Annotated in this window: 11 protein-coding genes and 2 pseudogenes; 6 read left to right on the plus strand and 7 right to left on the minus strand. The window is 53.6% G+C overall.

Going from position 1 to position 24,410, the window contains the following annotated elements:
• Positions 1 to 39 precede the first annotated feature (39 nt).
• The 3 genes from J3D54_RS23420 to J3D54_RS23430 form a co-directional block, all read right to left on the minus strand.
• Complete coding sequence (locus J3D54_RS23420; RefSeq protein ID WP_253423221.1) at positions 40 to 3,753, minus strand: hypothetical protein; 3,714 nt, start codon at positions 3,751 to 3,753, stop codon at positions 40 to 42.
• Between the two features lie 442 nt (positions 3,754 to 4,195).
• The gene (locus tag J3D54_RS23425) at positions 4,196 to 4,585 is read right to left on the minus strand and encodes a hypothetical protein (RefSeq protein ID WP_253423224.1); all 390 of its coding nucleotides are present in this window, start codon (positions 4,583 to 4,585) and stop codon (positions 4,196 to 4,198) included.
• A 193-nt stretch (positions 4,586 to 4,778) separates the two neighbouring features.
• The gene (locus J3D54_RS23430) at positions 4,779 to 5,045 is read right to left on the minus strand and encodes a hypothetical protein (protein WP_253423226.1); all 267 of its coding nucleotides are present in this window, start codon (positions 5,043 to 5,045) and stop codon (positions 4,779 to 4,781) included.
• Positions 5,046 to 5,499: 454 nt separating this feature from the next.
• On the opposite strand from J3D54_RS23430, the gene J3D54_RS23435 reads away from it, so the two are divergent.
• Positions 5,500 to 7,824 carry an AAA family ATPase gene (locus J3D54_RS23435; RefSeq protein ID WP_253423229.1) on the plus strand — a complete coding sequence of 775 codons (2,325 nt, stop codon included), beginning with the start codon at positions 5,500 to 5,502 and terminating at the stop codon, positions 7,822 to 7,824.
• Entirely contained in the window at positions 7,817 to 8,620 is an 804-nt protein-coding gene (locus J3D54_RS23440) for an HNH endonuclease (RefSeq protein WP_253423232.1), read from the plus strand. The genes J3D54_RS23435 and J3D54_RS23440 overlap by 8 nt, the downstream gene beginning before the upstream one ends.
• A gap of 18 nt (positions 8,621 to 8,638) precedes the next feature.
• On the opposite strand, the pseudogene J3D54_RS23445 reads toward J3D54_RS23440, so the two are convergent.
• Positions 8,639 to 9,160: pseudogene (locus J3D54_RS23445) on the minus strand (flavin oxidoreductase); the annotation flags it as partial.
• Here J3D54_RS23445 and J3D54_RS23450 point away from each other — a divergent pair.
• Together J3D54_RS23450 and J3D54_RS23455 are read left to right on the plus strand one after the other, a co-directional pair.
• Positions 9,148 to 9,912, plus strand: a pseudogene (locus J3D54_RS23450) (IS30 family transposase); the annotation flags it as partial. The pseudogenes J3D54_RS23445 and J3D54_RS23450 sit on opposite strands and share 13 nt — an antisense overlap.
• A gap of 1,564 nt (positions 9,913 to 11,476) precedes the next feature.
• A complete protein-coding gene (locus J3D54_RS23455; protein WP_253423235.1) occupies positions 11,477 to 12,775 on the plus strand; it encodes a site-specific integrase in 1,299 nt (432 codons plus the stop codon).
• A gap of 137 nt (positions 12,776 to 12,912) precedes the next feature.
• On the opposite strand, the gene J3D54_RS23460 is transcribed toward J3D54_RS23455, so the two are convergent.
• The 3 genes from J3D54_RS23460 to J3D54_RS23470 all read right to left on the minus strand — a co-directional run bounded on the left by J3D54_RS23460 (position 12,913) and on the right by J3D54_RS23470 (position 18,359).
• Complete coding sequence (locus tag J3D54_RS23460) at positions 12,913 to 13,980, minus strand: UvrD-helicase domain-containing protein (protein ID WP_253423238.1); 1,068 nt, start codon at positions 13,978 to 13,980, stop codon at positions 12,913 to 12,915.
• The gene (locus J3D54_RS23465) at positions 13,973 to 15,577 is read right to left on the minus strand and encodes an ATP-dependent endonuclease (protein ID WP_253423241.1); all 1,605 of its coding nucleotides are present in this window, start codon (positions 15,575 to 15,577) and stop codon (positions 13,973 to 13,975) included. Before J3D54_RS23465 ends, J3D54_RS23460 begins: the two co-directional genes overlap by 8 nt.
• 247 nt (positions 15,578 to 15,824) lie before the next feature.
• Complete coding sequence (locus tag J3D54_RS23470) at positions 15,825 to 18,359, minus strand: UvrD-helicase domain-containing protein (RefSeq protein ID WP_253423243.1); 2,535 nt, start codon at positions 18,357 to 18,359, stop codon at positions 15,825 to 15,827.
• A 327-nt stretch (positions 18,360 to 18,686) separates the two neighbouring features.
• Between J3D54_RS23470 and J3D54_RS23475 the strand changes: the two genes are divergently transcribed.
• Complete coding sequence (locus tag J3D54_RS23475; RefSeq protein WP_253423246.1) at positions 18,687 to 19,736, plus strand: hypothetical protein; 1,050 nt, start codon at positions 18,687 to 18,689, stop codon at positions 19,734 to 19,736.
• Between the two features lie 230 nt (positions 19,737 to 19,966).
• Positions 19,967 to 24,259 (plus strand): hypothetical protein, encoded by a 4,293-nt coding sequence (locus tag J3D54_RS23480; protein ID WP_253423248.1) that lies wholly within the window; start codon positions 19,967 to 19,969, stop codon positions 24,257 to 24,259.
• Positions 24,260 to 24,410: the final 151 nt, after the last annotated feature.

The raw sequence follows: 24,410 nt of genomic DNA on the forward strand, positions 1-24,410 counted from the left end.
TAGAGTTTACAAAAACTCCGCCTGCACTCACCACCGCCCCTAACGAATGCATTGAACATCAATGTTATCCAATTGAAATGCAGCACGTTCCATAAGCGCTAAACGAATTCCTAGAATTTCATACGTCAGATCTGACATCGTCCCACGCAGGCTGGCCGCCAAATCGGACGCCACTGTTTCGCTCTCTTCATTTTCTAATTCTTTTTGGAAGCGACTGAATCCACGACTGAGAGAACTTGCCACGTCGATAAGTACATCATCTGCAGAACCTTCTAGCTTCGTCGCTATGCACTCCATGCTGCGTCTGCATCGCTCGATCATGTTGGTTACAAACTCAAGCTCTTTGGCATTCATCTCACGTCCTGATTCTGCGCAAGCTGCCGACATAGCACCGATGGCCTCCCACGCCTCATCGTAGAGCCTTAAGTCTGCATCGATTATCAGAGGGTACGGTACGCTATCTTTCCATTTGTCAGCGAAGGTAGCGTCGGGAAGTAACGAAATTATGAAGGTCATGCCCATAGGAGCTAAGCGTCCATTTATTACCGCTCCGTAGCTAACGGTTGCGTGAGGCGATAGTGCAGCTGCCACTGTGGAGAAAGACTCCTCTGTGGTTAACCAATCAAAAAGCACCTCAACCTTCAAGAGAACGGCAAACTCAGCATCCGGCCATTGAGCACCACGGCTCTCGGGCTGACTACGCGAATACACTTCAACGTCCAACCCTTTGTCCACCATAGCGAGCCGTATCTGTTCTCGGCGAGCGGATGTCAATGAATCAGCCCTTTGAAACGCATCATTCGCAGCGCGATGTAGAACTGAGTGCCGACGACTCATGGTACGAAAGCGGCTTGCAGAAACACGGCGCTGATCCGGATTCATAGCAGCGTCGGCAAGTACCGCGCGTATCTGCCGAAGCGTCTCGGCTATTTGAAACAACATTTCAAGGGGGGGCTCGCTGGTCATGCGCCATAACTCTGGGCGATGTAATAACTCCGCGTCGCGCACCAAGCCAGCTGTCCGGGCAGCCATTAGGTTCGGCTTTTCCGAAACTCCATCAGTCAGTTCAGTCATCAGTCGTTGCAGACCTGTAACAAAGTCATGAAGTTTGTCACCATCATTCGACTTACCTGGTGATATAGGCCCGGAGATTGACTCACTAATACTCGGAGGTTGAATGAACGTTGTTAGCCAATCCCGAATCTGCAGAAGCATTTTCCACTTCGCTCCTGGGGTTTCCATCCGACAGTAGAAATCCCCCGCCTCCCTCAGCTTTACTCCAAGTTCATTGATTGCAACGGCTAAGTCTGTTGTGCGTTGGGTCTCGGTGGGAGCAGCTACCAATCGGTTGATCGCTCGAATTTGAGCCTGGTTCCAGGCAATTCGTATCGGAGCTATGACGGCATGGCGCGGCATTCGTTTGGTGTTCTGAGAGTGCGCTCCATACCCAACGGGATGGCCGTCGCAGAAGATCGCGTCTGAAATGAGGAGCTCGGCATCAGGTACCACAGCGCTCATGGCCGTGCATAAACGTACGACCTCCTCATTCAGATCTGACTGAACCTCAGAATGAACGAAACGAACGTACCCAGTCACACTGAGCTTGCCATCAGACTCTCCGATTTCAGGGCAAGTTACCCAAGGTGTCTCACTGTACAAGCGATTTATTAGAGCAGACGTGCCTCCGCACATCTCAATGACAGCTCGTGCAGCATCTAAATCTACTTCTCTTAAAGTGATTAGAAGAGCTAGAAGGTCTTCCAAGGGGGTATTAGTCAAGTCTCCACTTGGAATGCACTTGGTAGACGGCGGTGATTTGCAACCGACAATTGGTAATAAGGTCGCTGCCAGCTCGGCCGCCTCGCTAACACTCAATTGGGCAGGCCAAGCGCTTGCTGCCATCTTGATCAAAGAATTACGAAGATCTGCAACATCGACTTTCGAGAAGGAGGCATGCGCTAACTTCGGTTTGGCGAACAACGGTTCGTCGCCGAAATCCATGCTCGCGAGAGTAAGCATAAAAGTGAAACCGCTTAAGCGGTCCTCAATATCTACTGAACGTGAAATTTCCAGCCATTTTTCTGCAATTCGATCCGCGGTTGCGAGTCCTAGGCCATGAAGAATTGGCGCCCAGCACCGCCCGTCTTCTGACTTCAGCCGAGCTACGAGCCCCGCCAACATGGCTCCTTCCTCTTCAGGCCATCGTCGCAGCACCCGAACGATGAACGCCGCGAAAGTATCGCTCGCAAGGGTTTCAGCTGCCGCTGTGACTGCCCGACTTCTAGCTTCACCAAGAAGCTCACGGATGGCTACGTCAAGATATGTCGAGCGGATCTCGTGCAGCCCCATGAGTGCACCATCAGGCCTGGCACGCACCGCATGCTCATCGACCAGTCGCTTGAGCAACTTTGCAAAGCGAGGCTCATCCATTCCAGAAAGTATTCGAAGCCGGACTGGGTCTACAGCTGCCCCTTGAGCAGCAGCGAAGGAAATGGTCCTTAGAATCATCAGCTCATCACCCCGGTCTTCAGCAAGACGACGAAGCACCTGCTCACGAATCGTTTCCTCAAGGCGCTCCCCGGCAGTTAGCAAATGGGTGTACTCGAGAAGCAAACCGTTACTTAGCTCAAATGGTTCTTGCCAGTGACTGAAAACCACTGAGGCGGACGTTTGCAGAGCTTTCCAGATTCCGTATGCCAGACTCTCATCTAGCTTGGGGCGGATCGTCGGTGTACGAGCTGCGGATGACAGGAGAAAGATGTCCTCTTCTCTCACCGTACCAATGGCAAGCAGACCTGCTTGGGCCTCTACCTCCCGAACCAACCCATCCCATCCAGCGGTCTCCTGACGGCCCACATCGTCAACGACGAAACCGACGGGGCGCTCAGAACTCGCTTCTAGTAGTTTGGCGAGCTGAACGAGCTTTGCTACATCGGCGACCTGCAGCTCCCGAATGCGGTACCAACGCACGGCATGACGTGTATGGTGAGCCGACAACCAGGCAAGTGCGGACTTCCCCGCACCGGAAGGTCCCGCGACTAATGCAAATCGCTTTGCCTCAAGGCCGGTCAAAATGTCCGCCATCAGCTCCGGTCGACCAAACACTAGGCCGGCCCCGACGTGCCCTGGCGCCACGTTGACACCTCGGTAGAAGGCTGCAGCCGGCATAGGTTCGCTGAAATTTGCAATCTCTGCGAGGCCAGCTGTCAAAGCAACGTAGCCGATAGGATCAATAATCCCTAGAACTCCATCGATACGTTCCTGCACGTCGCTTCGGTCCAACGTCTCTGGCTTTTCGCTCGATGCTAAGTAGTTGGAGTCAGATGCTTTCCCAGCCTGCTCGCGAAGTTGCTGGAGCACTAGCCGCACACCCGCAGGTGGTAGCGATGCACTGGTGAGGGCAGCGCAGCCACGATCTAGCGGATCGGGTTCGATCACCAGGTGGGTGCGCACTAGTAAAGCCTCGACCACACCATTCTCGGGTTGCCCTAATGCCTCTGCCAAAAGCTTTTCGAATTTCGTCAGATCTTGGCCACTTTCCGCAAGCGTGACTATCCAGCCTGTAGGTTGAATACCCTCAAGCGGTCGCTCTAGCACCAGTGCTAGTCTCACCCGATTGGATTCACGCCAGTCGAGCGGGAGATCCTTAGCGCTTTTGGCAAGGTGTTTTGCCGTCTCAGATTGGGAAAAGACACCCTGAGGATCATGCCTGGCCTTGAGCTGGGCTCTAAACTCAAGCTCAGGTCCGTGCAAGGTAAGGTCGTCGACCCCTTCCGGAATGAGCCGCGCCCAAGTGGCTTCGCCACTCCACGCCAATGAGGCAAGCCAAGCGGTTACTGCGTCTTGATACCGAAAACCCCGACCAGCCCGTGCACCTGATCGAGTCATACTCCAAAGCTCAGGGTCAATTAGCAACTGCCGAGTTAACCCAGGAAATTCCATTTTTTGGCGTCTCTTTCAATTTTGCTGCTGAGCTTAATTGAGTTTGCTTCAAAGGTGAAAAACAGATCTCCGGCTTGATTGGACCGCTCAATGTGTAACAAATTATTTGCAACAGGGTGCGGACCAAGACGAGCAACATAGCTTTTTCATTGATGGCGACGAATTAAACTCTCAGGCCTAGGAAAAGCGGGTGTCAAAGGTATGAACTGAAACGCAACACCCAGCGAAACGACCGACTCTTTTAAATGACAGGTCATGTCATACGAGCCGGGGCGACGACGCGTACATAGTGGGTGATCTTCAGTTGCTTTTGCTCAAGCAACTTTCTCAATGCTTCCAGGTTGCGCTGCTCGGTTTCGGCAAATGCCTCGGGCTCGGCAGCCAGTGCCATGTCACGCTTTTCCCGCCGCGCTTCGTCGGGCCTGGGCGTACGGCGGTAGCTCTTGATCCAGCGCGGCAGGTCCGGGTCGGCGGGGTCGCACAGCAAGTCAGCCACCAGCTCACCGCGTGAATGGCTCACCAGCTGCACCTGGGCCTTCTTGGGTAGGTTTTCTAGCGCTTGCAACGCGTTGGCGATCGGGCTTTCCGAGAAGGTGCGGTGCTCAATGCAGCTCTTTCCAGGCGGCAGTGCTTGGTAGCTCACCAAAGCTGCCTAGGGTGTGCGAGGCGTTGCCGTGGATAAACAACAGGATCGGCTATTCGATGCTCAGTTGAGTCTCTTCGGCGATCTTGTCCTGCGGGTTCAAGACTCCCCCGCTCCATCGGTAAAGTTCGGGTGGCCCGGCAAGCTGGGTTTCGATAGCGGTCATCAGTGCCGTGGCGCCCTTTTGCGCGGCTCAGTCGACGGCGAAATCGGTGGCTTTCTCTTTGAACAGTTCCTTGGCCAGCTCAGTGATGTCGTCATCTTCGAGCACCAATTGCCTGACCTGCCGCCAGACCCAATCCGCTGCACCACGGTTCTTGCCCTGGATATCGATGAAACGGGCGAAATCGACCGCCCCGTCGAGGTCAACCACGTCGGGGCGGGTACGGCGCAGTTGCTCCACCAGGGCATCGGCGCGAATGTAAATGGTCGAGCTGTCGTTGGCATCCAGCGCCAGCAACGCGTGAGGATCGTGCAGGGTATCGCTTGCGGAGCGTCACTGGCGCGCGCCGCCGGTGCCAACTGCTAGGTTTTCAGCACCCGCACATTACTTAGGGTACCGGCCGGCCCGCTGCTGGCACCACGGCTGGTCGCCGATGCCAGGACCTGCGCCGGCATCGGCGCCAGATCGGCGGGTTGCTGTAGAGGAAGTTTGATGAGTGGGGGCGCGTCGGTCGGCTTCACAGTCGTTCCCTCTGGATCCGCTCCCTCACTAAAGTTCATGCCTTACTACATTTCAAGATCGCCTCAAGTTTTTAGAGTTTCGACGCTGTTAGTGTTTCAAAAGCCTAACAGTTGGGGGTCAAATCGCCCTCAGCGGTTGATGCTATTGAGCCATCAAGGCACTATGCTGGCCATCGTTTGATCCGAGTAGCGCTCTCTCTGCTGCGTTGCCGACAGCCTGGAATTTGAACATGTATTATGACTATCGGGATTTGGCCGCAGCGGCAACGCTGAAGAAGATTCGCAAACAAGTCACAGGTGTTGCACTTGAAGATGAAACATTTCATCTGGCCTGCGCACCCGTGATTTCGTACTTGGTGCAGAATAAAACAGCGCTTCTGCACTTTGACGACGATATCAATCAACACGTTGATGATATCATCGCCTTCTCACGAAACGCCCACATGCTAACAAGCGACTTGGTGGTGAATGCTGTTTATCCAGTAGTGGCAAGAGCGCTAATCAACTTGCCAGCTGATGAGGCCAAGTACCTGGCCAACTATACTTGGGATATCCTCCTTGGTAGCCAGGGAAAGATTGATTACCGCCACTGCAAAATAGTTGCAGGTTTTGCGGGTCAGTTTTTCTCACACCTTCGCAGTGAAGTCGTAGATATCTGCCCCAACACTGCAGAGCTTTCGCTTGGCGTGCTCGGACCCGCACCGCGAAAATCGTTTCCCATGTCTGCTGAGATTGCCCAGCAGCATAGAGCAATGATTGAGCTAAAGCTTAGGACCAACAACATTCAGCCTGTTTTTGTTGATGGGCTTGGAGAGTTCTATATCCATGGTTCACGGGCAGCCTGCCTGATTGACTCGCCGTCACAAGATGCCTCGTCAACAGCCCATCTGGACACGCTGCGCAGCGCCACTTCCGAAGACATTTACTTGCAGCTTTCTCAGGTGCTTGGCAAACAAGGAAAGTTTATTCTCACCCGTACCAACACAGGGGCAAGCTCGGCCCAGGCCAATCAGAAATGGGAAAAACTCCAGGACGATGAGAAGATTGAAAGCGTTGTTGCCTTCGACAGTTACTACCAGGGCAAAGCCAGGAAATTCATAATCGTTGTCATTGACAACACCCGCGCCGCCGCCGACAGCACGGTGTACATCAACGTCACCGCGAACCCGGCGCTCGCTTCACTCGATGCTATTGAGCGCACTATCCTCGCGGCGAGCATTTACCTGATGTGGCTGGGCGTGCCAGTCGACCCTGACAAATGCACACCAAGGATTGCGACCATCCTCAATAGCCAATTCAAAACTGGCTACCGTGACGTCGACGGCTTGTGCAAGCAGGTATCACGTCATGAGCAAACGTTGCGAAACACCTTCCGCGTCAGCCAACACGTCGATTTTGCTGCAGCAGACCACAACCGCATAGATGTGAATGGCGATGAGATCGTCGCCTTGATCGATGCAGAAAAACCACGCAGCACCTATGTGATCGGCAATAACGGCGCAGGCAAAAGCCTGCTGCTCGGTGATATCGCTAACAAACTGCTGAAGCAGAAAACCCGAACCGTCGGAATTACCCTGTCGCAATCTAACCGTTTCCCAAAGGTTACCGACAAAAACCGCGATTACTACCAGACCTGCGGCAGCAGCTACCTCAGCGCACGCTCGAAATTCAGAAAATCTGAAATCATCCTCGCTGCGCTCGAAACCATCTTCCGCGATCAATTGAAGATAGACGCCTTGATCGAATGCCTAGGGGTGCTGAAGTTCAGGGCGCAGATGTACCTGGCGCCCCGCGCCCATTCCAAAAGTGAACAGATGGCGCATGAAAGCGACGCAATGATCGCCTTGAGTATTGACGCGGCAGAAAACAGGATCGAGCTGGATCAGATCCACCTGGAGATTTACACCCTGGCACTGAGCAAGGACACAGACGACAAAGAGGTCAAAGACAACCGCTATCTGCTCTTCACCGACCTAAGCTCAGGCGAGCAGAATATCTTGCTGCTACTTGCCCACATCATCGAGACAGCACGAGAGGATAAACACACCATCGTGCTGCTGGATGAACCCGAGGTCAGCCTGCACGTGAGTTGGCAACAGACACTGCCTAAAATCCTCAACACCCTCGCCGAACGGCTTTCGCTAAGCTTTGTCACGGCAACCCATGCGCCGGTACTGATTACCAACGCGCCGAAAAAAGACACGCCCTGCTACGTACTTGAGGCCGGGAGATTAATCCCGATTGCGCCTGATCGCCGCCATTCGGTGGAAACCATTCTGGTGGCTGGCTTCAATACTTACACACCGCATAACCGTGAAGTGTACGAGCGCTGTGCGCAGCTTGTTGCCGCGGTGATGAAGCTGCAAAACAAAGAGACGACACCTCCAGACTTTAATTTTGAGAGTGCCCTTGAACAACTGAAGACCTTGAAAAGCACCATGGACAGTTCTGACATAGACCAACAGGACAGCCGCTTCCAGCGCGACCTGGAGCTGATCAACACCGCACATTCCGCTATTTCCTCGGTCCAGGAAGAGGTGGCAAGCAATGGTTAGCGTGCCAACTGAAGCAGCGCTAGAAGCCATACTTGAGGACTACCTCAGGCAGTGTCATGGTGACCCTGCACATGTGGCGGCGACCCAAGACTACTTGAAAGTCATGACAAGGAAAGCTTTACGGCAGTTCAGAAGGCGGCCAAACAACAAGCCAAAAGTGGAAATAAACTTATGGGATGAGCTCTATAATTTCTCATGTAGTAAAACCCCGGAAATTTCTGGAGAGCTGATAAGGAAGCAACTGCGCACGCTCCTTGAAAAAGGACAACATTATCAATGTTGCTATTGCCGGCGCCCATTACTAAACAGCGGACACGCCAAACCAATAGAGCATGTCCTACCTCGCTCAAAGTGCGTACAGCATACCTTCAACTTGTTCAACCTTGTTGTATGTTGCGTCGACTGTAACCTGAGAAAAAGCAATCATATATGGTCACTCAAGGAAGGCGAATTCACCAGCGAGCAAGAATACCCATCACCGGAGTCATTTGACGACCTCTACCACCCACGCTTTCACAATTACAACGAACACATCAAGTTCATTCGCCTGCAGTCTAACCACCACAATATTTCAATTTATAAAGGACTCACTAGCCAGGGTAAAAACCTTTGCGCAAACATGCTCACTCATCTCTCGCAAAAAGAAGTGTTTGTGAACGGTAACCCCGACCTCAAGGAATACATCACCACCATCGATCAGCACACGGCTGAAACGAACTCTAAAGCCGACAAGGCCATTCGCGTTTTTCAGACGGCCTTTGCCAGCGCGACCGATGACCTGCTCTACGAGCTTTGAACACCGTTGCCACTCGCCTCAAGCGCTGCCAATCACCCGTTCAAGCATGCGCTTGAAGTCTTCGATCTGCTCCGGCGAAAAGTCGGCAAGCACCCTCCCCTGCTGCTCGGAGGCAATGGTCCACAAGGCCTCGGTTTGCTCCACGCCTTCGGCGGTCAGGGCGAATCAACCCACATCGCTGTCCGCTACCAGTCCCTTGCGTTTGAGAATATCCATCGACTGCTCGATCTCACGCATGGGCATGGCCACTTCGCGCTGCAAACCGCACATTTCCAGGCCGCTGTCGTTTTCCATAACCATGAGCATGCGCGCTTCGCTGCTGCGCAAACCGCTCGACAGTTGCCGTGGTTGATAGTCGGCCTGGTAACTGCGTACAGCCTGGGGCATCAGTAGTAAAGGTTATGGCTGAGGTCCCTGGAAGGCACTCTCGCGCGTGTCTTCAGCGCGCGACGCCAAGCGCGGATGCGGCAGCACCGAGGAATAGGCGCCTTGGTGATTAAGCAGCGGTGACCTGCCCAGGTCATCGAAGGCGACTAGCCGTGTTGCTAGGGCGAGCAGCCTCTACGATCAGTCGTGAGATCAGACGCAACGGTGGCCAAGGATGCTACCGGGCTAATCGAGCTGATCAAGCCGCCTGGGATCGCGCCCATCGACCTAAGATGTGCAAACTTGTTGAGAACCGAGCGGTGGCGCAAATTGTTGCAGACAAGCTTCAATTGCAGTGGTCACCGGAACAAATTGCCGGTCGGCTGAAGCGTATCTACCCGGACGATACGAGCTATCAGGTGTCACACGAGACGATCTATCGCACGCTCTTCATACAGGCTCGCGGGGCTCTGAAGAAGGAGTTGCTCGAGCATTTACGGCGCACGCGGGCCATGCGTGGATCCCGCCATCACACGCAGAAGAAAGAAAACCACGGTCGAATCGCTGACGCGATATCGATCCGCGAACGTCCGGCCGCGGCTAAGGATCGGGCGGTGCCAGGTCACTGGGAAGGCGACCTGCTGTGCGGTAGCAGGAACAGCCAAATTGCCACTCTTGTTGAGCGTCATACCCGCTATGTAATGCTGGTGAAATTGGACGGTAGGGATAGCGATACGGTCATCAGCGCCCTGATCGAAAACGCCCGCAGCTTACCCCAAGAACTCTACAAGTCGCTGACGTGGGATCGCGGCAAAGAGATGGCTGACCATAAGCGCTTTACGGTGGCAACCGACATAAAGGTCTACTTCTGCGATCCTCATCGTCCTTGGCAACGGGGATCGAATGAGAACACCAACGGGTTGTTAGCGCTTGGCTGGACAGCATTTATGGTTACTTGTCTGCAACAGATGGTGGAGGGATCCGCCATGGGGCCTCACTTAGCGAGCATGAGGAGCTAACCGTGGGTGAGGTTCGTCTGTTCTGCGACCTGTCACGAAGCTTCATCACATTCCTGTTGCACGAGCATACTCGTCTGATGGGAAAAAATTCTAATCTGAAAATCAATCCTGTGAGTCTTCAGCAGACAAGTCAGAGGCGCCTCATGAACATCAATCTGTGAACGTTAGGCTCCAAAAATGGTACGAAAACCCAGTAATGATTGATGTAAGGGTCGGTTATGAACAAATAACATCGCCCATAAGTTAAATGATGTGTCAGAGCGAAACTTCTCCCTGTCAGCGTTTCTTAATGATTGGACGGAAATTTTCTGAATCTGGATATCTGTTACCGTCGCGATTTGAGGACACTTTCGCCCCCTGCAACCCTGTACCCTTTGATCTACCCGGCCTACAGCCTCGCGCCGAGCCTTCAATACGCTTGGAATCCGACGAATTACGGACACTTTTGCCTTGATGCGATTCGCGCAACCTATTGATTTTAAAGGTCTGCGCCATCGAACGTCTGTTTGAACATTCCTGTACAATTCTGCGGCTTTCTGGACACTCTTAGATTTTCGGCGTTCACCACCACATTGCTAGGGCCCAGGAATTCCGTGGCCTCCAGCGATATTTGCACATTATCTGGACACAGTCCGATGTGTACGTCGTACGCCATATTCTGGACACTTCCCGAGAATTCGCAGTTTGAGAACGTTTGCGCGCTGCTTCCGCCAGATCCCGCCAAGCGTTGCACTGATAGGCTGCAGCCCACGCCTGCCAAGGGCAGCGCGCAATAGCAACTCAAGGATCGTCTCGATTTCGGTGCTCCAGGCGTGCCTGGCCCTGGGTGGCGCCATGCGGATGTTTTTTCCTGAAAACGACGAAATTCTGGACACTTTCCGAAACCCGCGACGCTCCATTCTCAGGCTGAGGCCTGATTTCACTGGGTTCCAGGCGATTTGCACTTATCCTGGACACAATCCGAAAGCGCTGGAAGTGAGAATAAAGCGGACACTTTCCTGCGGGCGGCGCTCCGGGGTTGTAACTCTCCGTATTTAGACAAATATTGGTCGGATAAGACGTAAGAAAATTAAATTCATTAAATAACTTAAAACTAAGAGCTCTGTAATCATTGGTCGTGCACAGGTAGAAACTAAGAAATTCACCAATTAATGCGTTAATCGGCAATAGGTGAACCAAGCAGCACTTTGATCCAGCCGCACAGCGCTTTAAAAAGTGTGGTAGAAAAAAGTGAAGGTCGCGGGTAATTCGTTTCTCTCTATCTGTCAAGGCCGGTCACCTGTTTTACTGATGAGTGGGCGCTTAGTGGTAGAGGTTGCGGCCGGCCTAACTTGGCGATACTATCGAAAGATCCCCATTAACTAGGTCAAGCGATTGGGAGTAGGTTGTATAGGATTATAAAACTTCCTAATACAGCCAGATTAGGAAGTGTTCAATCGCTAAGTAAGGCCAACTCTTTTCGGTAAGTTAGATGACCCGCACTCCCCGGCCAATCTTTGAATCTCACGGTGACTTTGTAGATCAAGATTTCACCTTGGGCCGGCCCTCAATGACCAGCGTCGACCAGTATCTGGATTGCTTCGCACCAGAGCTCAAGGCAATCCCGGGCTTCCTGGCGGCACGTGGCTATCTACGTTGCTATGCGGACAACGCGCTCACATACAGCGCCTATCGTGGGCACGTAGAACGCCTGCTTCTGTGGTCGTTGATTATCCGTGAGAAGCCAGTTAACGAACTGAAAAGACTTGATGCCGAAGCCTTTCTGGAGTTTTGTAAGAACCCGCCGGCCAGTTGGGTTGGCTCAGTAATCCGCAATCGCTTTCTCGCCAATGCAGATGACACTTCATCTTCGGGCTCGGATTTAGTTCCTAATCAAAAATGGAAACCGTTTACACAGCGCGTGCCTAAACAAACTAGGAAGATGGCTGAAGATACTGAAGAATTTCCGAGTGCTGATTATCACTCTTCGAAAGGCAGCATGAGCAACGTATTCAAGATTGCAAGCGGCTTCTACGAGTATCTAGTCGAAGAAGAGATTGCCAGTTCCAATCCGTTTCGAAAGGTCACAAAAAAGGGACAGTACAGCTCATCCCAACAGGAGTCGAACTCCTCTCGTGCGTTAACGCCACTGCAATGGGACTACGTTATCGATACGGCGGAAGCGATGGCAGCGGCTGAGCCCGCAAAGCATGAGCGCACCCTGTTCATTCTCATCACGATGTTCAGCATGTATCTACGCATATCAGACATTGTTGGACGTTCCAATTGGCAGCCAAGCATGGGTGATTTCCGTCTGGATGCAGATGGAAACTGGTGGTTTCACGTGGTGGGTAAAGGGAATAAGTCCGGCAAGATTGCAGTGCGTGATGAGTACGTGGAAAAGTACCTTAAACGCTATCGCACATTTATCGGGCTAAGTCCATTGCCGGGCTACCAGGAGAAAACGCCGCTTCTAAAAACGCTGAGCGGGCGTGCTGGGCTCTCTGACAGGCAAGTGCGCGCCCTCCTCCAAGCCGTCTTCGACAACGCGCTGGTACGGATGCGTGATGAAGGACGCGAGCCCTACGAAATGGATAGCCTGCGGGTGGCATCGTCTCATTGGCTTCGCCACACCTCGGCCACGTTCGACGCGCCTTTCAGAAACGCCAAGGATCTCCAGTACGACCTGCGCCACTCGAATCTGGCAACGACTCAGAACACCTACTATCACTCCCATGATCAAGAGCGGGCGCTGTCCGTGAAGCGATTGGGGACGCGGGATAGAGGCTGACGTTTAGAATGGTCAAATCGAAGGGGTACAAATGTACACCTTCGTCTCAATACTACAGCTATCACCATCGTGCTGAGTAGTGCGCTTCCCAGCATCCTATTTCTCGACACCTAGCTTGGTAAAAGGCTGATTGGCGTCTACGGCGTCCACACAGGCAGCGCCGATTTTCCGGGCTTGTCGATCACGATCGCGAGGCTCTGCTTTGCCCGGGTCACCGCGACATAGAAGGCGGCAGCCGTAGTGGATTCCAACAGTGTTGATTTGCTGATGAATTGTTCGATTTTGCTGGTTGGGACAATCAGGACGCGTTCGAAGGTTGAACCCTTCGAACCTTTGAAATTGACGTACTCGAGCTCGTATCGCTTTCCTGAACTGGCGGAATAGCGCATGCAGCGCGGTTGATAGCGCTCGACGTATGTTTCCAGATCTTTGCTGTGCAGCAGGAACACGCCGTCATGCCCCGACACATCGTGGTTCTCGGATGTTGTGGGTGGAAAGTCCCAGTCAGCATCGAAGATGGAATCTGAGAACGTTGCGATCTCGGTGCGACAACGGTAGGTGGTCGTCGCGTAGTTGATGCTCAACAGCCCCTCTGCCTCGCGTTCTCGGAACCACTCCAGTGCAGCAGCATAGCCGTATTTCTTATTCTTCTGACCACGCGGGTTGGTCGATAGAACCGCCTGGCGAACATCCCCGACCATTCGCAAATCGATTCGAGAGTGAAGCAATGCCTGCAGGATTTCCCAGTCATAGCCGCTGAGATCCTGTACCTCATCGAACAAGATCTCATCATAGAGGCACTCCAGCCTGCGAAGCAGCGCAGGCGTGGTCTCCAGCAGCTCAAACGCAAGTCGGCCAAGCTCGCAGCCATAGACCTGATTGCTTTTGTTCATGTAGCGATCTTTGCCACGGGCCATTCGAAACGGGCGGCCATCAAAATCAAAGCCCCCTACCCGCTCATCCGGGAATTTGAAGCGCAAAAAAGGTTGGGCGAAGTGGCGCAGAAGGAAGGTGTACCATCCCAGTACCTCAAGGTTGTGACGGTCTCCAGCCTGTGTGGCAAGGCGGTTACGAATCTCGTGCTGATTCGACTGGGTAAATGTGATTACTGCGATTTTTCGTTCGATTGGCAAGGCCTTACAGTGCTCAATCAGTCCCTGTGTCTTTCGACCGCCCGCTACGGCCAATGTCAGATGATTAGGCATTGACGATGAACTCCGCAGCAGCCTTCATGTAGGCAGGGGCGTGGAGTTTCTTTTTTGAGCTTGCGAGACGCAAAGCCCCTTCTGTCTTCGCGCGCGTCATCCAGGTCAACAGATTGGCTGCCGGCTTAATGGCCAAGACATCACGCAGGTGTGCTTCGGTGTTCACAGTGATCAGCTGAGGCTCCAGCGTGTAACCATCGGCAACGGCGCCGATGAACAGCTGCCGCTTAACCCCATCGAGCCACTCCTTGTGCGGTTCACGCAGTTCAGCGGGATCAACCCCGTCGTTATCTCGCATCACTGCCACCGGTTTGTTGATTGCGGCACAAAGCTCCAAGCAACGCGCGAGAGCCAGGCCGCGCATACTGACGACATCGATGCCAGCAGTGATCGGTCGGAGGTCGAACAGATCCGAAAACACCCTTTCAAAAATGATTTCGTCTGAAGGCCCCTCAACCAGGACAACCCTTTTCGCCAGAACAAGGCGTAACGTGTCATAGCCAGGCAGGCGCTTGAAGTAGCTGACCGTTTCAGGATCAAGCGCTGTGATTTTGGACGCTGAGTTACGGTTCAGCAGATGGAGCGCATCGAGTCCGAGTCGGTTGAGGACATAGGTGCTGTGAGTCGAAATGAAGAGCTGCTGATCATCTGAAGCCAACGACTCAATACGCTCCAGCAGCGTGGTCAAGCTTGTGTGGGAAAGGTGGTTCTCAGGCTCTTCGATCATCACAATCTTGACGTTCGAGGCGTGGCGCCTCATTGCTAGAGATATTTTTATCGCAGCTTGTTGTCCCTGGCCTGCCATCGCGAATGGCACGCCGTCCACATGAGGCGTCACAACGCTTTCCCACGACGTACGCGAGGTCTGATCCATTGCCAGGGCCATGGGCTCAGCCTGTAGGGAAGCATCCAGCGTGGAGAGGCGCTTGTTCACTGGCGCCAGCGCGCCGCTGGTCATATTTGCCTTCACCTCCCGGAAGTCGAGCGAAATGGAGGCTTTCTCAGGGGGCTCCAAGTGGTCGCTCAAGATCTGGCGTAGGTGGTAGTCCACGCCGGCAGCCGACTTGACGGTGCGGGAGTCGATGGTAGCCACTGACAGCGTGCGTGGACGTTTGGTCAGCTCTTTGTCAGCAAAAGAGCGCCATTCGTAGGTGTAGTACTCGACCGGCAGCAGTGGATTGGGATTCTTTAGCCACTCATCCAGCATGTCCTGATACTCCTCATTCGGGAAAAACCTGAGGAAGACACCTGGGCACGCGTTTGTGGGCACTTCGGAGTTGACAGCACCGCATAGCCCTTGAAGTTCATCGTTATCTTGCAGATAGAGCTCAATCAGAATTTCGGGCAGCGCGGGTTTCTGTCCGGCCTTGCGCTGCGATACGAACTGCTCCACTAGGTCAACGTTGAACCAGTGCGGATTCAGCTCCTCCAGCACACCTCTCCCTGCGATTCGCCCGTTGAGCGCCAGCGCGATCGCCTCCATCAGGGTCGACTTTCCGGCGTCATTGTCCCCTACCAGGATGTTCAGCTTTGCGTTTGGGCGCAGGGTGAAATCCTTGTAGATACGGTATCCGCGAATGTGAATTTTGGTAATCAAGGTTTACAGTCCTTTGTGTGAATAGAGGTCGCTGAGGTGCAGTCCTCAGGGCTAAATGGATCCTATAAGCACGGTTCGATTTTTGTCGATTGGAACACGATTTGATACAGAAAATAGCTAAGCCAGGATGGGCTGAGTGCAATGGGTAAGGAATGCGTAGCTGTCCAACGCCTAGAAAATAGCAGCGTACAAACATCTCACCATCCTTGCGGGAATCGCCTGCGCTTGCGCAAGGATGGCGATGCTGTTATCGAGTTCTAAGATCTTCGAAGAAAGGCTTCTTGAAGGACACTCGCGCCAGCGCGCTGACCAGCCCCCCCTTAAGAGGCTGAGCTGGCTCGACGAACCAATAGCAATGTTGCTTCGCTCGGGTGATGGCTACATAGGCCAGGCGCAATGTTTCCTCACCTTGGGCGGTGTCATAAGGCTTGGGATCACCCATCTCCCCCAGTTTTGCCTGCCGATAGGCCATGTTTCGATGGGGAGAAGTTGAAAGCTGCGCGCAATCTCCGACCAAAAACACCGCGTCAGCCTCCAGCCCTTTAGATCCGTGGTAGGTCAGTAGCTTAATGTTGCCGGAACGCTTGAGTCTTTTGGCCTTAGCTAGCACAGACCCAAGCTTGTCCTGCACCTCACGTTTGGTGTCATTCTTTCGGTAAAGCACAAGTACGGTCTGCCCCTGGTCGAAATGGCGCTCAACAAGTTCCGCGAGGTGGCTGTCATTTCGATCTAGTACCTGCACCGGGTGGGCCAGATCTTTGACCTTTGGATGTGAAGCTATTCCGTGCTTCTCATCATCATTCGATTGATGTTTGACCAGGCTTTCAGCCGCATCAATGACCATCTGCTGGGAGCGGTAATTTTCCTTCATGAGTACATGCGTGGTGCTGGGTGACGGGAAGTAGTCCTCGAAATCCTTGAAGAATTTTGGTGAGCTTCCGCGCCAGCCATAGATGCTTTGCCAATCATCACCCACCGCCATAAGCGACCCAGGGCACACTGCTGTATCGGTCAAGATGTGTAGGCGTCGACGACGAGCCTCTCTGAAGACAGCCCTCAGCCAGGAAATTGTGTTCGCACCGCAATCCTGGAACTCATCGACCAGCAGATGCAGCATTGGCATAAACACTTCATCCGGTAGTTCCTGCAGGTTGGCCTCGCCTCGCTCTCCGAACATCTCAAACATTTTGTTAAAGGTGAAGATGGGCGGAGTCTGGCGACTCAGGTACAAATTGAATGCCGGCCAATAGATGGCCAATGCCTTGAAGAAGATTGCGTCACTGCTGCCTTCAGGGAAGCTCATACGATCCACGGCTTCCGAGACATCGAGACCGAGGTTTTCGAGGAATGAAGCCGCCGAGTGGAAGGCCTGCATGATAGGTGTCTCACCCAGCTCACCTTCGATTTGATAGTCAAATTTCGGGCATTTGGTGACATAGCCTCGAAGAATTTCTAGTGTGGAGGTGGCTTCAGCGTAGTTATCCAAAAAAATAATGCCCTTGTCACAGTAGACCTGGAAGAAGGTTTTCTTCATGGTCGTAGCGCCTGTGAGCTTCATCTTCGGATGAGAGAGTAGAGACAACTTTCGATCGTTCTTGCCCACACCGAGGACGACGTAGGCATCTAGCTCTTCACTGTAGCCGTTGGCAAAGAATTCTCTGCCTTTGAGCGAGAGTGGAAAAGGGCCTGGTTGGATGCCATCTATCGGCCAGAAACCTGATTGCTGCCATAGGCGTTCAACGGTTTCGGTCAGCTCAGCATCACGCCTGGAGCATTCATCCATTCGACCGGCGCGTCTTTTAGCCTCTGGCGAATTCGCACTCATGGGAGCGAGTTTAGATGATCGGCGCACCAGTTCAGCCACCAACTCACTGAATTCCTTGTTAGCCTCGTAGGTCTGTTGATAGGCGGCATACATCAGACCTAACTGCTCAACGGTCAGCCGGATATCGAAAACATTCTCGAGCTCGTCCTCCTCGTCCTCGTCTTCTCCCTTCTTGAGGGAGAAGAACTCAAATGCGCTGACTTTTGGGTGATCTTGGCTCCAGCGTATAAAGTCGAGAATCCTTGAGTGGAATGTCCGGACGATTTGGCCCGTCATCTTCTCTGTGAGCGTGATTCCCCAAAGCTCGAAGACCTCTGTGAGCTTACGCCGAAAGTCTTTACGAGACTCGCGAGTGAACGTCACCACTGCGATGTTGTCTCTTGGAATTGCTAAATACCGGTGCAATACCAGCAGACGCAGCACCATCGTTGTAGATTTGCCGCTCCCTGCGCCAGCAACGATACAGGTCGAAGGATCCTTGGAAAAAATCATTTTCCATTGGTCTGCTGTAGGCTCTTGGCCTTTTAGATACAGCGCAACTTTCTCTCTGACCTCCCTCTCAATCTGCTCGGTAATTGGGAAGCGCCAATCATCGAATAGATTGCGATCTACCTGAGGGCCCTTGACGTCAACAGGTCGGCCGGGGCGAAGCTCGATGATACGCTTTCCAGCTTCGAACCCTTCTTCCAGACCTCGCTGATGACCCTCAAGTGCACCTGCCTCGTGCCCTTCATTTCGCCCCTTGTCAAAGCCTTGCCTGAAACCAGCGTTGGCGCCAGTCTTCCAGCCCTGCTGATAGCCATGATTTGAACCGTGTTCCCAGGACTCACTGTCATGCACTTTCTGGGAACGAAGAACTGCAGATGCCAGAGCCGTTAGGGTGCGGGCTAGAATTCCTTTGGGCATCAAGATGTCAGGTGCTTGCTTCGTCTGATTTACTTCTTCAGCGGATCCCACTTTTTAGCTCCATATCTTTCGATTGCGTACGTATGGCAGGCCTACTGTCATGGCCGAGCACTGCGTGCTGCATGCCGAGCCTATCGATAGTCCCAACGGCGTTTTTCATGCGTGAGTGCAGCTTCTTCCAACCAAATGTGCTGTTCCAATCCCAAAGTGATGCGACACCTTTCTAGCCTTATTGGGAAATTTTCCACCAGCCTCTCGGGCGCTGAAATGTCTGTCGTAGAGGGATTGCGGGACATCCTAGTCCAGCGGAAAGAGTTGCACGAGCCGTAAGAACACCCTATTTTTTTACTGTACAAATTCAGGATGGGTTAGGCATAAATGATTGATCTGAAAGGAATTTACGAGATCATCGAACAATTTCACCTGCCAACGCGAAATCTTTTAAATGTCGATGCAATGAGTGGGCATGAGACTTTGAAAAGCCTGTCGATCCGCTTCTGGTTCGAGAATCTGCGCCGGCGTACTGGACTGCCAACGGCCTACAGCCTTGAGCAATTTTTTGAGCCTGGTTCATTTATTCGTGACCAGAACGACTCGATCAGTAGCTACCGGAATAAGTGGATTCGCTATGAAGACGGCATCCACCGTCCCCAGCCAGAGTTGCTTAGGACTGTCGAAGAGAAATGTCACGGATCGGCACGAGACCTGAACCATCCTTTGTGGCGAGTGCTGGATCTGTCAGACCAAAAGATCTTGCGAGGAGACAGCTATCTGAGAACGCTCGCTCCGGGCGTGCAGACCGTGATTTTTTCGCCGGAAGATGATGCGCCATTGATCCAAAGCGCCCGCTTGCAGGTAACACCTGTCCTGTTAAACCGACTGGTACGCAAAGCGAACCTGGATGCGCTTGCGTGCTTGATTTGGTTACTTCGCGAGTCCGCTCAAGAGTGTGCGGGACACACGGGACGGATCTGCATCGCTCTGCATCACGTATTGTTGATGATGGCGATGGATCTACATGCGATGAAAGTCGCTCGCCCCCTCTTGCAAATCCTTGTGAATCTCATTTTGCCCCTGGCCATGGAATCGCATGAACGGGTGGCGCTCTCGGTGGATGAGTACATCGAAGCTTCGGCCCGGCTCAATATACTGGTTTACCGCACGAGTATCGGTAAGGGCCAATCCCTACCTTGGAGCAAGCGCACCCGCGTGATGTTGAAGCTGGTCGATCTCTCGTACGGATTCGATATCTTTTTTGCGATGGGAAAGCCTTTTCGGGTCGACGACTCAGTACCAATTCTTTCGCCAGAGCGGCGTAGGTTGGCGGCTATGGAGAAACATGACGCTGATTGGGGCTGGGAATGCCTGCGTAGTAACAGACAAGGCGACGTAACTGAGCTGATCCAGAGGTATGAAACCGAGAGATAACTACGCATGGCCCCGAATGATCGATAAGATGGGCAGCATCTCATTTGCGCGAACCAGGTATGGCACGGCCTCCAAGGACAAAGGCAGCGAAAGCTTCCACTACTAAATCGAAGACCCGGCAGAAACAGGTAGCAAGTCCTATTTCAACCGGTGGGCGTGGCATTGTCTTTGAACATCGGGTTCAAGCAGTGCGACTGCTCGCTATGTGCCTTGGAGATCACTGTGCAGGGATGCGTGATGGTTTCGTCATTGGAGGGTTGCTGTTCCAGGGCAGAGGGTTTGGTCACAACACAGACGACTTGGTGATCCAGGCTGTTTCGCCAAGCACTGGCCAAAAAGCAACGATCAGGATGCAGATGAAGCGTTCGCCCAAAGCGACCGCCAACAATGAAGCGTTTAAAGAAGCTGTTGGTCTCGCCTGGCTCGACTTTAGGGCGCCGACATTCCAACGGGGTATAGACGACAGCCTAATCGTTTATCACGTAGCCAGCTCGTCGCACATGGAGAGCGCTGTCGAAGTCGTGCGGCTCGCGTTCGGTTCGCTGTCACACGACACTTGGTACGCCCGAGTGCATGCGGAAGGATCCAGCAATGAACGGAACAGAGCGGCGTACGCGGCCATCAAGGCTGCAGTAGAGCTCTACAACGAAGCTCCTGTTGCTGGCGAAGACTTGCGCCAGTTTGCGCTGCATCTCAGGTTCATCCCTCACGATCTGGATTCGGATCGTAGCCAAGAGGTTGGATACCAGAAGCAATTTATCGAGCACGCGTTGCCTCACAGGGAAAGCGGCACTGTGTGGGCGAAGCTGGTCTCCGTTTGTGCCGAACTCAATGGCACCGGCGCAGAAATCGACCTGACTTCCCTTCCCCTGCACCTGGAAGGGCTGGCCGAAGAATTCAAGATGGCGAGGCTCATGCGTGAAGCCTTTCGGGCTTTGAAGGCAGGCGCCATAGTTGTCGGCCAAGAGCGGAATGACCAGCTAGCACCGTTAGCGGAATACCTGGCGCCCCTCTTCTCCGGCAACGGCGCTGCCGCTAGCACCCTCCTCGCTGATGAACTACCTACGGTGAGTCAGACGTCGGAAAGCACTCTCGCCTCCCGCCAGCTCGATCGCATCAGTAAATTGCACAACGACCATCGTTATCTGGATGCGCAGGCGCAACTGGAGCTCATTGAAGAAGATCTCAACACATTTGATGGACACCAACAGGCCCGATGGTATTTCTTGCGGGGGATGTGCTTTTGGCATTTGTCTGATGATGTAAATGCCGCGGCAGATCTTGAAATGGCCGCCAGCCTTTACCCAGACGATGAGCGTATCGTTGCTGGGCAGGTACGGGCCTACATGCTCAAGAATGACGTGCAGGCTGCAATCCAGGTTGGACAGGCTGCAATCGTGCGGTTCCCTGACTCGTACTCCGTGTGGGTTGCGCTGACCAATGCGAGGCTCCTGAATAGAGAGCAGTTGATAGCTGAAGAGATACCTGAGGCATTTCGTGAAAAATCGGGGGCTTGGCAGATGCTGGCCAGCTCGATGGCTGGAGCCGGAGATGATGAAGGAGCTATCGGCACCATCCGCAAGGCGATGGAACAGTCTGACAGTTCGATTTTCATACTCGAAAACTATCTCCGGCTTGTCCTGAGATTGGCGACTGCCAACCCCTTCCACGTGAACACCCGATCGCAGCCCCAAGATCGGCGTGGGCTCATCCTCGACGCCATGTCGAAGTTCGATGATCGTGAGGGTGTGTTATGGGCTGAGCAGAGTCCCAGGACAAAGACTGAAATCGTTTTCCACCTGGCCTATGCGCACCTGTTGCTGGGGCAGCCAGCTGAAGCACTGAGCATGATCGAAGCCGGTAGACAGCATGGCGTACCCGAAGATGAGCTAACGCCAAGAGTGGAGCTGGAGGCGCTCTGCGATCTTCACCGTCAGAGCGACGCTGTTGCTCGGTTTGCGGATCGGATTGAGCAGCTTCCGGACGAAGCGCGAGTCATTTATGGGCAAGCATGCCTGGTTGCAAATAATACGGAAATGCTTGCCGCGGCTTACAGCGCCCAGCTCAGTCAGCCTGATACGGATGGGTCTCGCAAAGCGACTCGTATCCTCAGGCATATGCACTGGGAACTGCTGCTGCGCCATGAACAGCATGAGGTGGTTCGTGGGGAGCTGGCGCATTTAGGCATCACACCGCAGACGAGCAGTATCTCTGACGGAGTATTTGCAGCACGGGCCTATGCCGGTGATGAGGCGATGCGTCAGGCATTTGAAGATCGCGTCGCTGAACTCGCTCCCCAAAGCAGCGACCTTCTGGATCTGTCTATGGCATCGCAGTGGATGCTACATGCGCGGCGTTACCACGACGCTATCACCATGCTTGAGCGCATTCTTCCGCGAGACTCATTCAGCCCCCTGCACGTTGATTTGCTTCACTGCTACGCGCTCAGTGAGCAACGATCCAAGGTTCGAGATCTTTTGGAGTCACTACCGGGTGAGTGGCGACACTCCGCTGATGCTCGTCATGTGGCATTGAGTATCTATGGCGAAGCCGGCGACTGGCCAAAGATGCGCGAGCTGGCTGAGTTACTCGTCAATGAAAGCCCGAGTGACGCAGCCGGCTGGTTACTGTTCATTCAGGTTCTGGCGAACGAGAATCCGGGCCAAATGGATGATTACGTTGCCAGGCTACCAGTGTTGCTGAACGGCACCGTTCAAGAACAGTTGAAGCTTGCCAACGTAGAGCTCAGCAGAGGCATGCAGGAGCGAGGCCTTGACCGAATTTACCGTGCGATGCGGCTGAATGGGGATGATGTTGACGCCGCAGCTGGCCACATCTCTCTCATGATCATGGCCTCGAGTGCGATTGAGGCTATTCAAGCACTCCCCTCTGCTGTTGAGATCGGCACGTCTGTCGAGCTCGAAGACAGCGCCGGCAAGAATGGCTATGTCTCAATCGATTTCAGCTCCGAGCTACCGCCGGCACCTTCGGGTGAGTTTATCGCCGCGGATTCGCCGCAGGCTGCTCGGCTTCTTGGTTTGAAAGTCGGTGATACAACATCAGTTAGCAGCCTGGTGGGTGAGCAAACGCTCACGGTGAAGCGGATTATTACCATCCACCGACGCCTGCTTGACCTCTCTTACGAGCGTGTTTCAAATTCTGTTGTCCCGAGCAAGACGCTCGTTGCGATGAGCATTCCAACGCGAGAAGACGGCGAGTTAGATGTGTCTTTCTTCGTCGATCAGATTGAGCAAAAGAAGGCTCAGAGCCTCAATACCATCAGCTTGTATGGTCAGCATCAGGCCACCCTAGGACTGCTCTCTCGCTTGTTGGGTGTTGATGTCATCGATCTTGTCAGGGGCTGGCCTGATGAGGGCTCGCTTCTCCAAGTCTCTACGGGGATAGGCCCCCACGATGTCTTCCCGTCTGATACAACTCAGGATCAGCCATGGGTCATTGATCTGTCGATGCTCGTAGAGCTTGCAACACTGGGAGTGCTCGATGTGCTGGAGCTTTTCCCTAGGTTGTACGTCACAGCTGCCACCAAGCAACTGCTGGATGTGAAGGTGGAAACATCAGCCCGCTACCGAAAGAGCGGCACGCTCTTCTCCCGCGACGGGCAAGTCGGCATGCAGGAGCAAACTGAGGAAGTGTGGCATAAGGAGCGTGAGTTTCTCGAATTAATCGGGACGGCTATCGAAGCCTTCTGCCAAGTGGTTCCAGCGTACGGGCCGCCTGAGCAATCCGAGCAGTTGCAGATGCTCAAGGACATCTTGGGCCATGAAGACTATGCAGTCCTGCTCGCTTGCCAAGAGCATGGCGCAGGACTGTTGTCATTAGATGCTCGGCTACGCAACCTTGCAGGCCTGCTGGGCATTGTTGGAGCATCACCTCAGATGCTGCTGAGGGAAGCTCTACGAGTGGACAGGATAACGCCTGAGGAGTACTCACGTGCCCTTATACGGCTAGTCATGAGCAGGCGGAGCTTTGTGTCGATTCGGGCAATGGATCTCATTGTCATGATGAATCAGGGGGAAGCATTCGCGAATTTCGGCATCAATCGCCTGCGCAGTTACCTTGCTGAGGTGCAGCTTGCGTTTCACACAGCGGTACCAGTAATCGTAGATTTTGTGTGCGGGATGTACATACAAAAACGCTGCAACCTTAGCGTGATGCTCCAATTGATTGAGTACTGCTTTGAGCCATTGTTCCGGCACCCTCACCGCCCGGAAAACTTCCGCCAGTTGGCCCTTGAGCAGGTCTTCCTCAAGTTCTACAGATTCAAAATTAGCCCCGCGGCTCGTCGAGCCATTGAGCGAAGTCTGCAAGCGGCTGAACAGCGAGCCGAGCGTCCACTCAAACAGGTGAAGCTGGACGCGGAGATTTCCTATGGCTACGTAACACCATTCTGGTCAGCAATAGCCCCCTCAATGCTGGGCGCTACTCAGGTAGAGGCTCAGAGTGAGGTGCCTTCCCTGAATTCGGATGGACAACAAACGGAAGAGCGTCAGCAGGGGAGCTAACCGCGCGGGCAGTTCGCAACTCCGCGGGGCGGGTTTATTAGCGATAAGCCTGGCCATCTCCTGCGACCTGCAGCTATGTTCGGATCAATCACCTCGCCTGCCTCGGGGGCCATGTCGCAGGAAATGTTCGCGCAAGACTTGCGCTCCACCA

The organism is Pseudomonas sp. GGS8 (assembly GCF_024168645.1).
In the GTDB taxonomy this organism is placed as follows: domain Bacteria; phylum Pseudomonadota; class Gammaproteobacteria; order Pseudomonadales; family Pseudomonadaceae; genus Aquipseudomonas.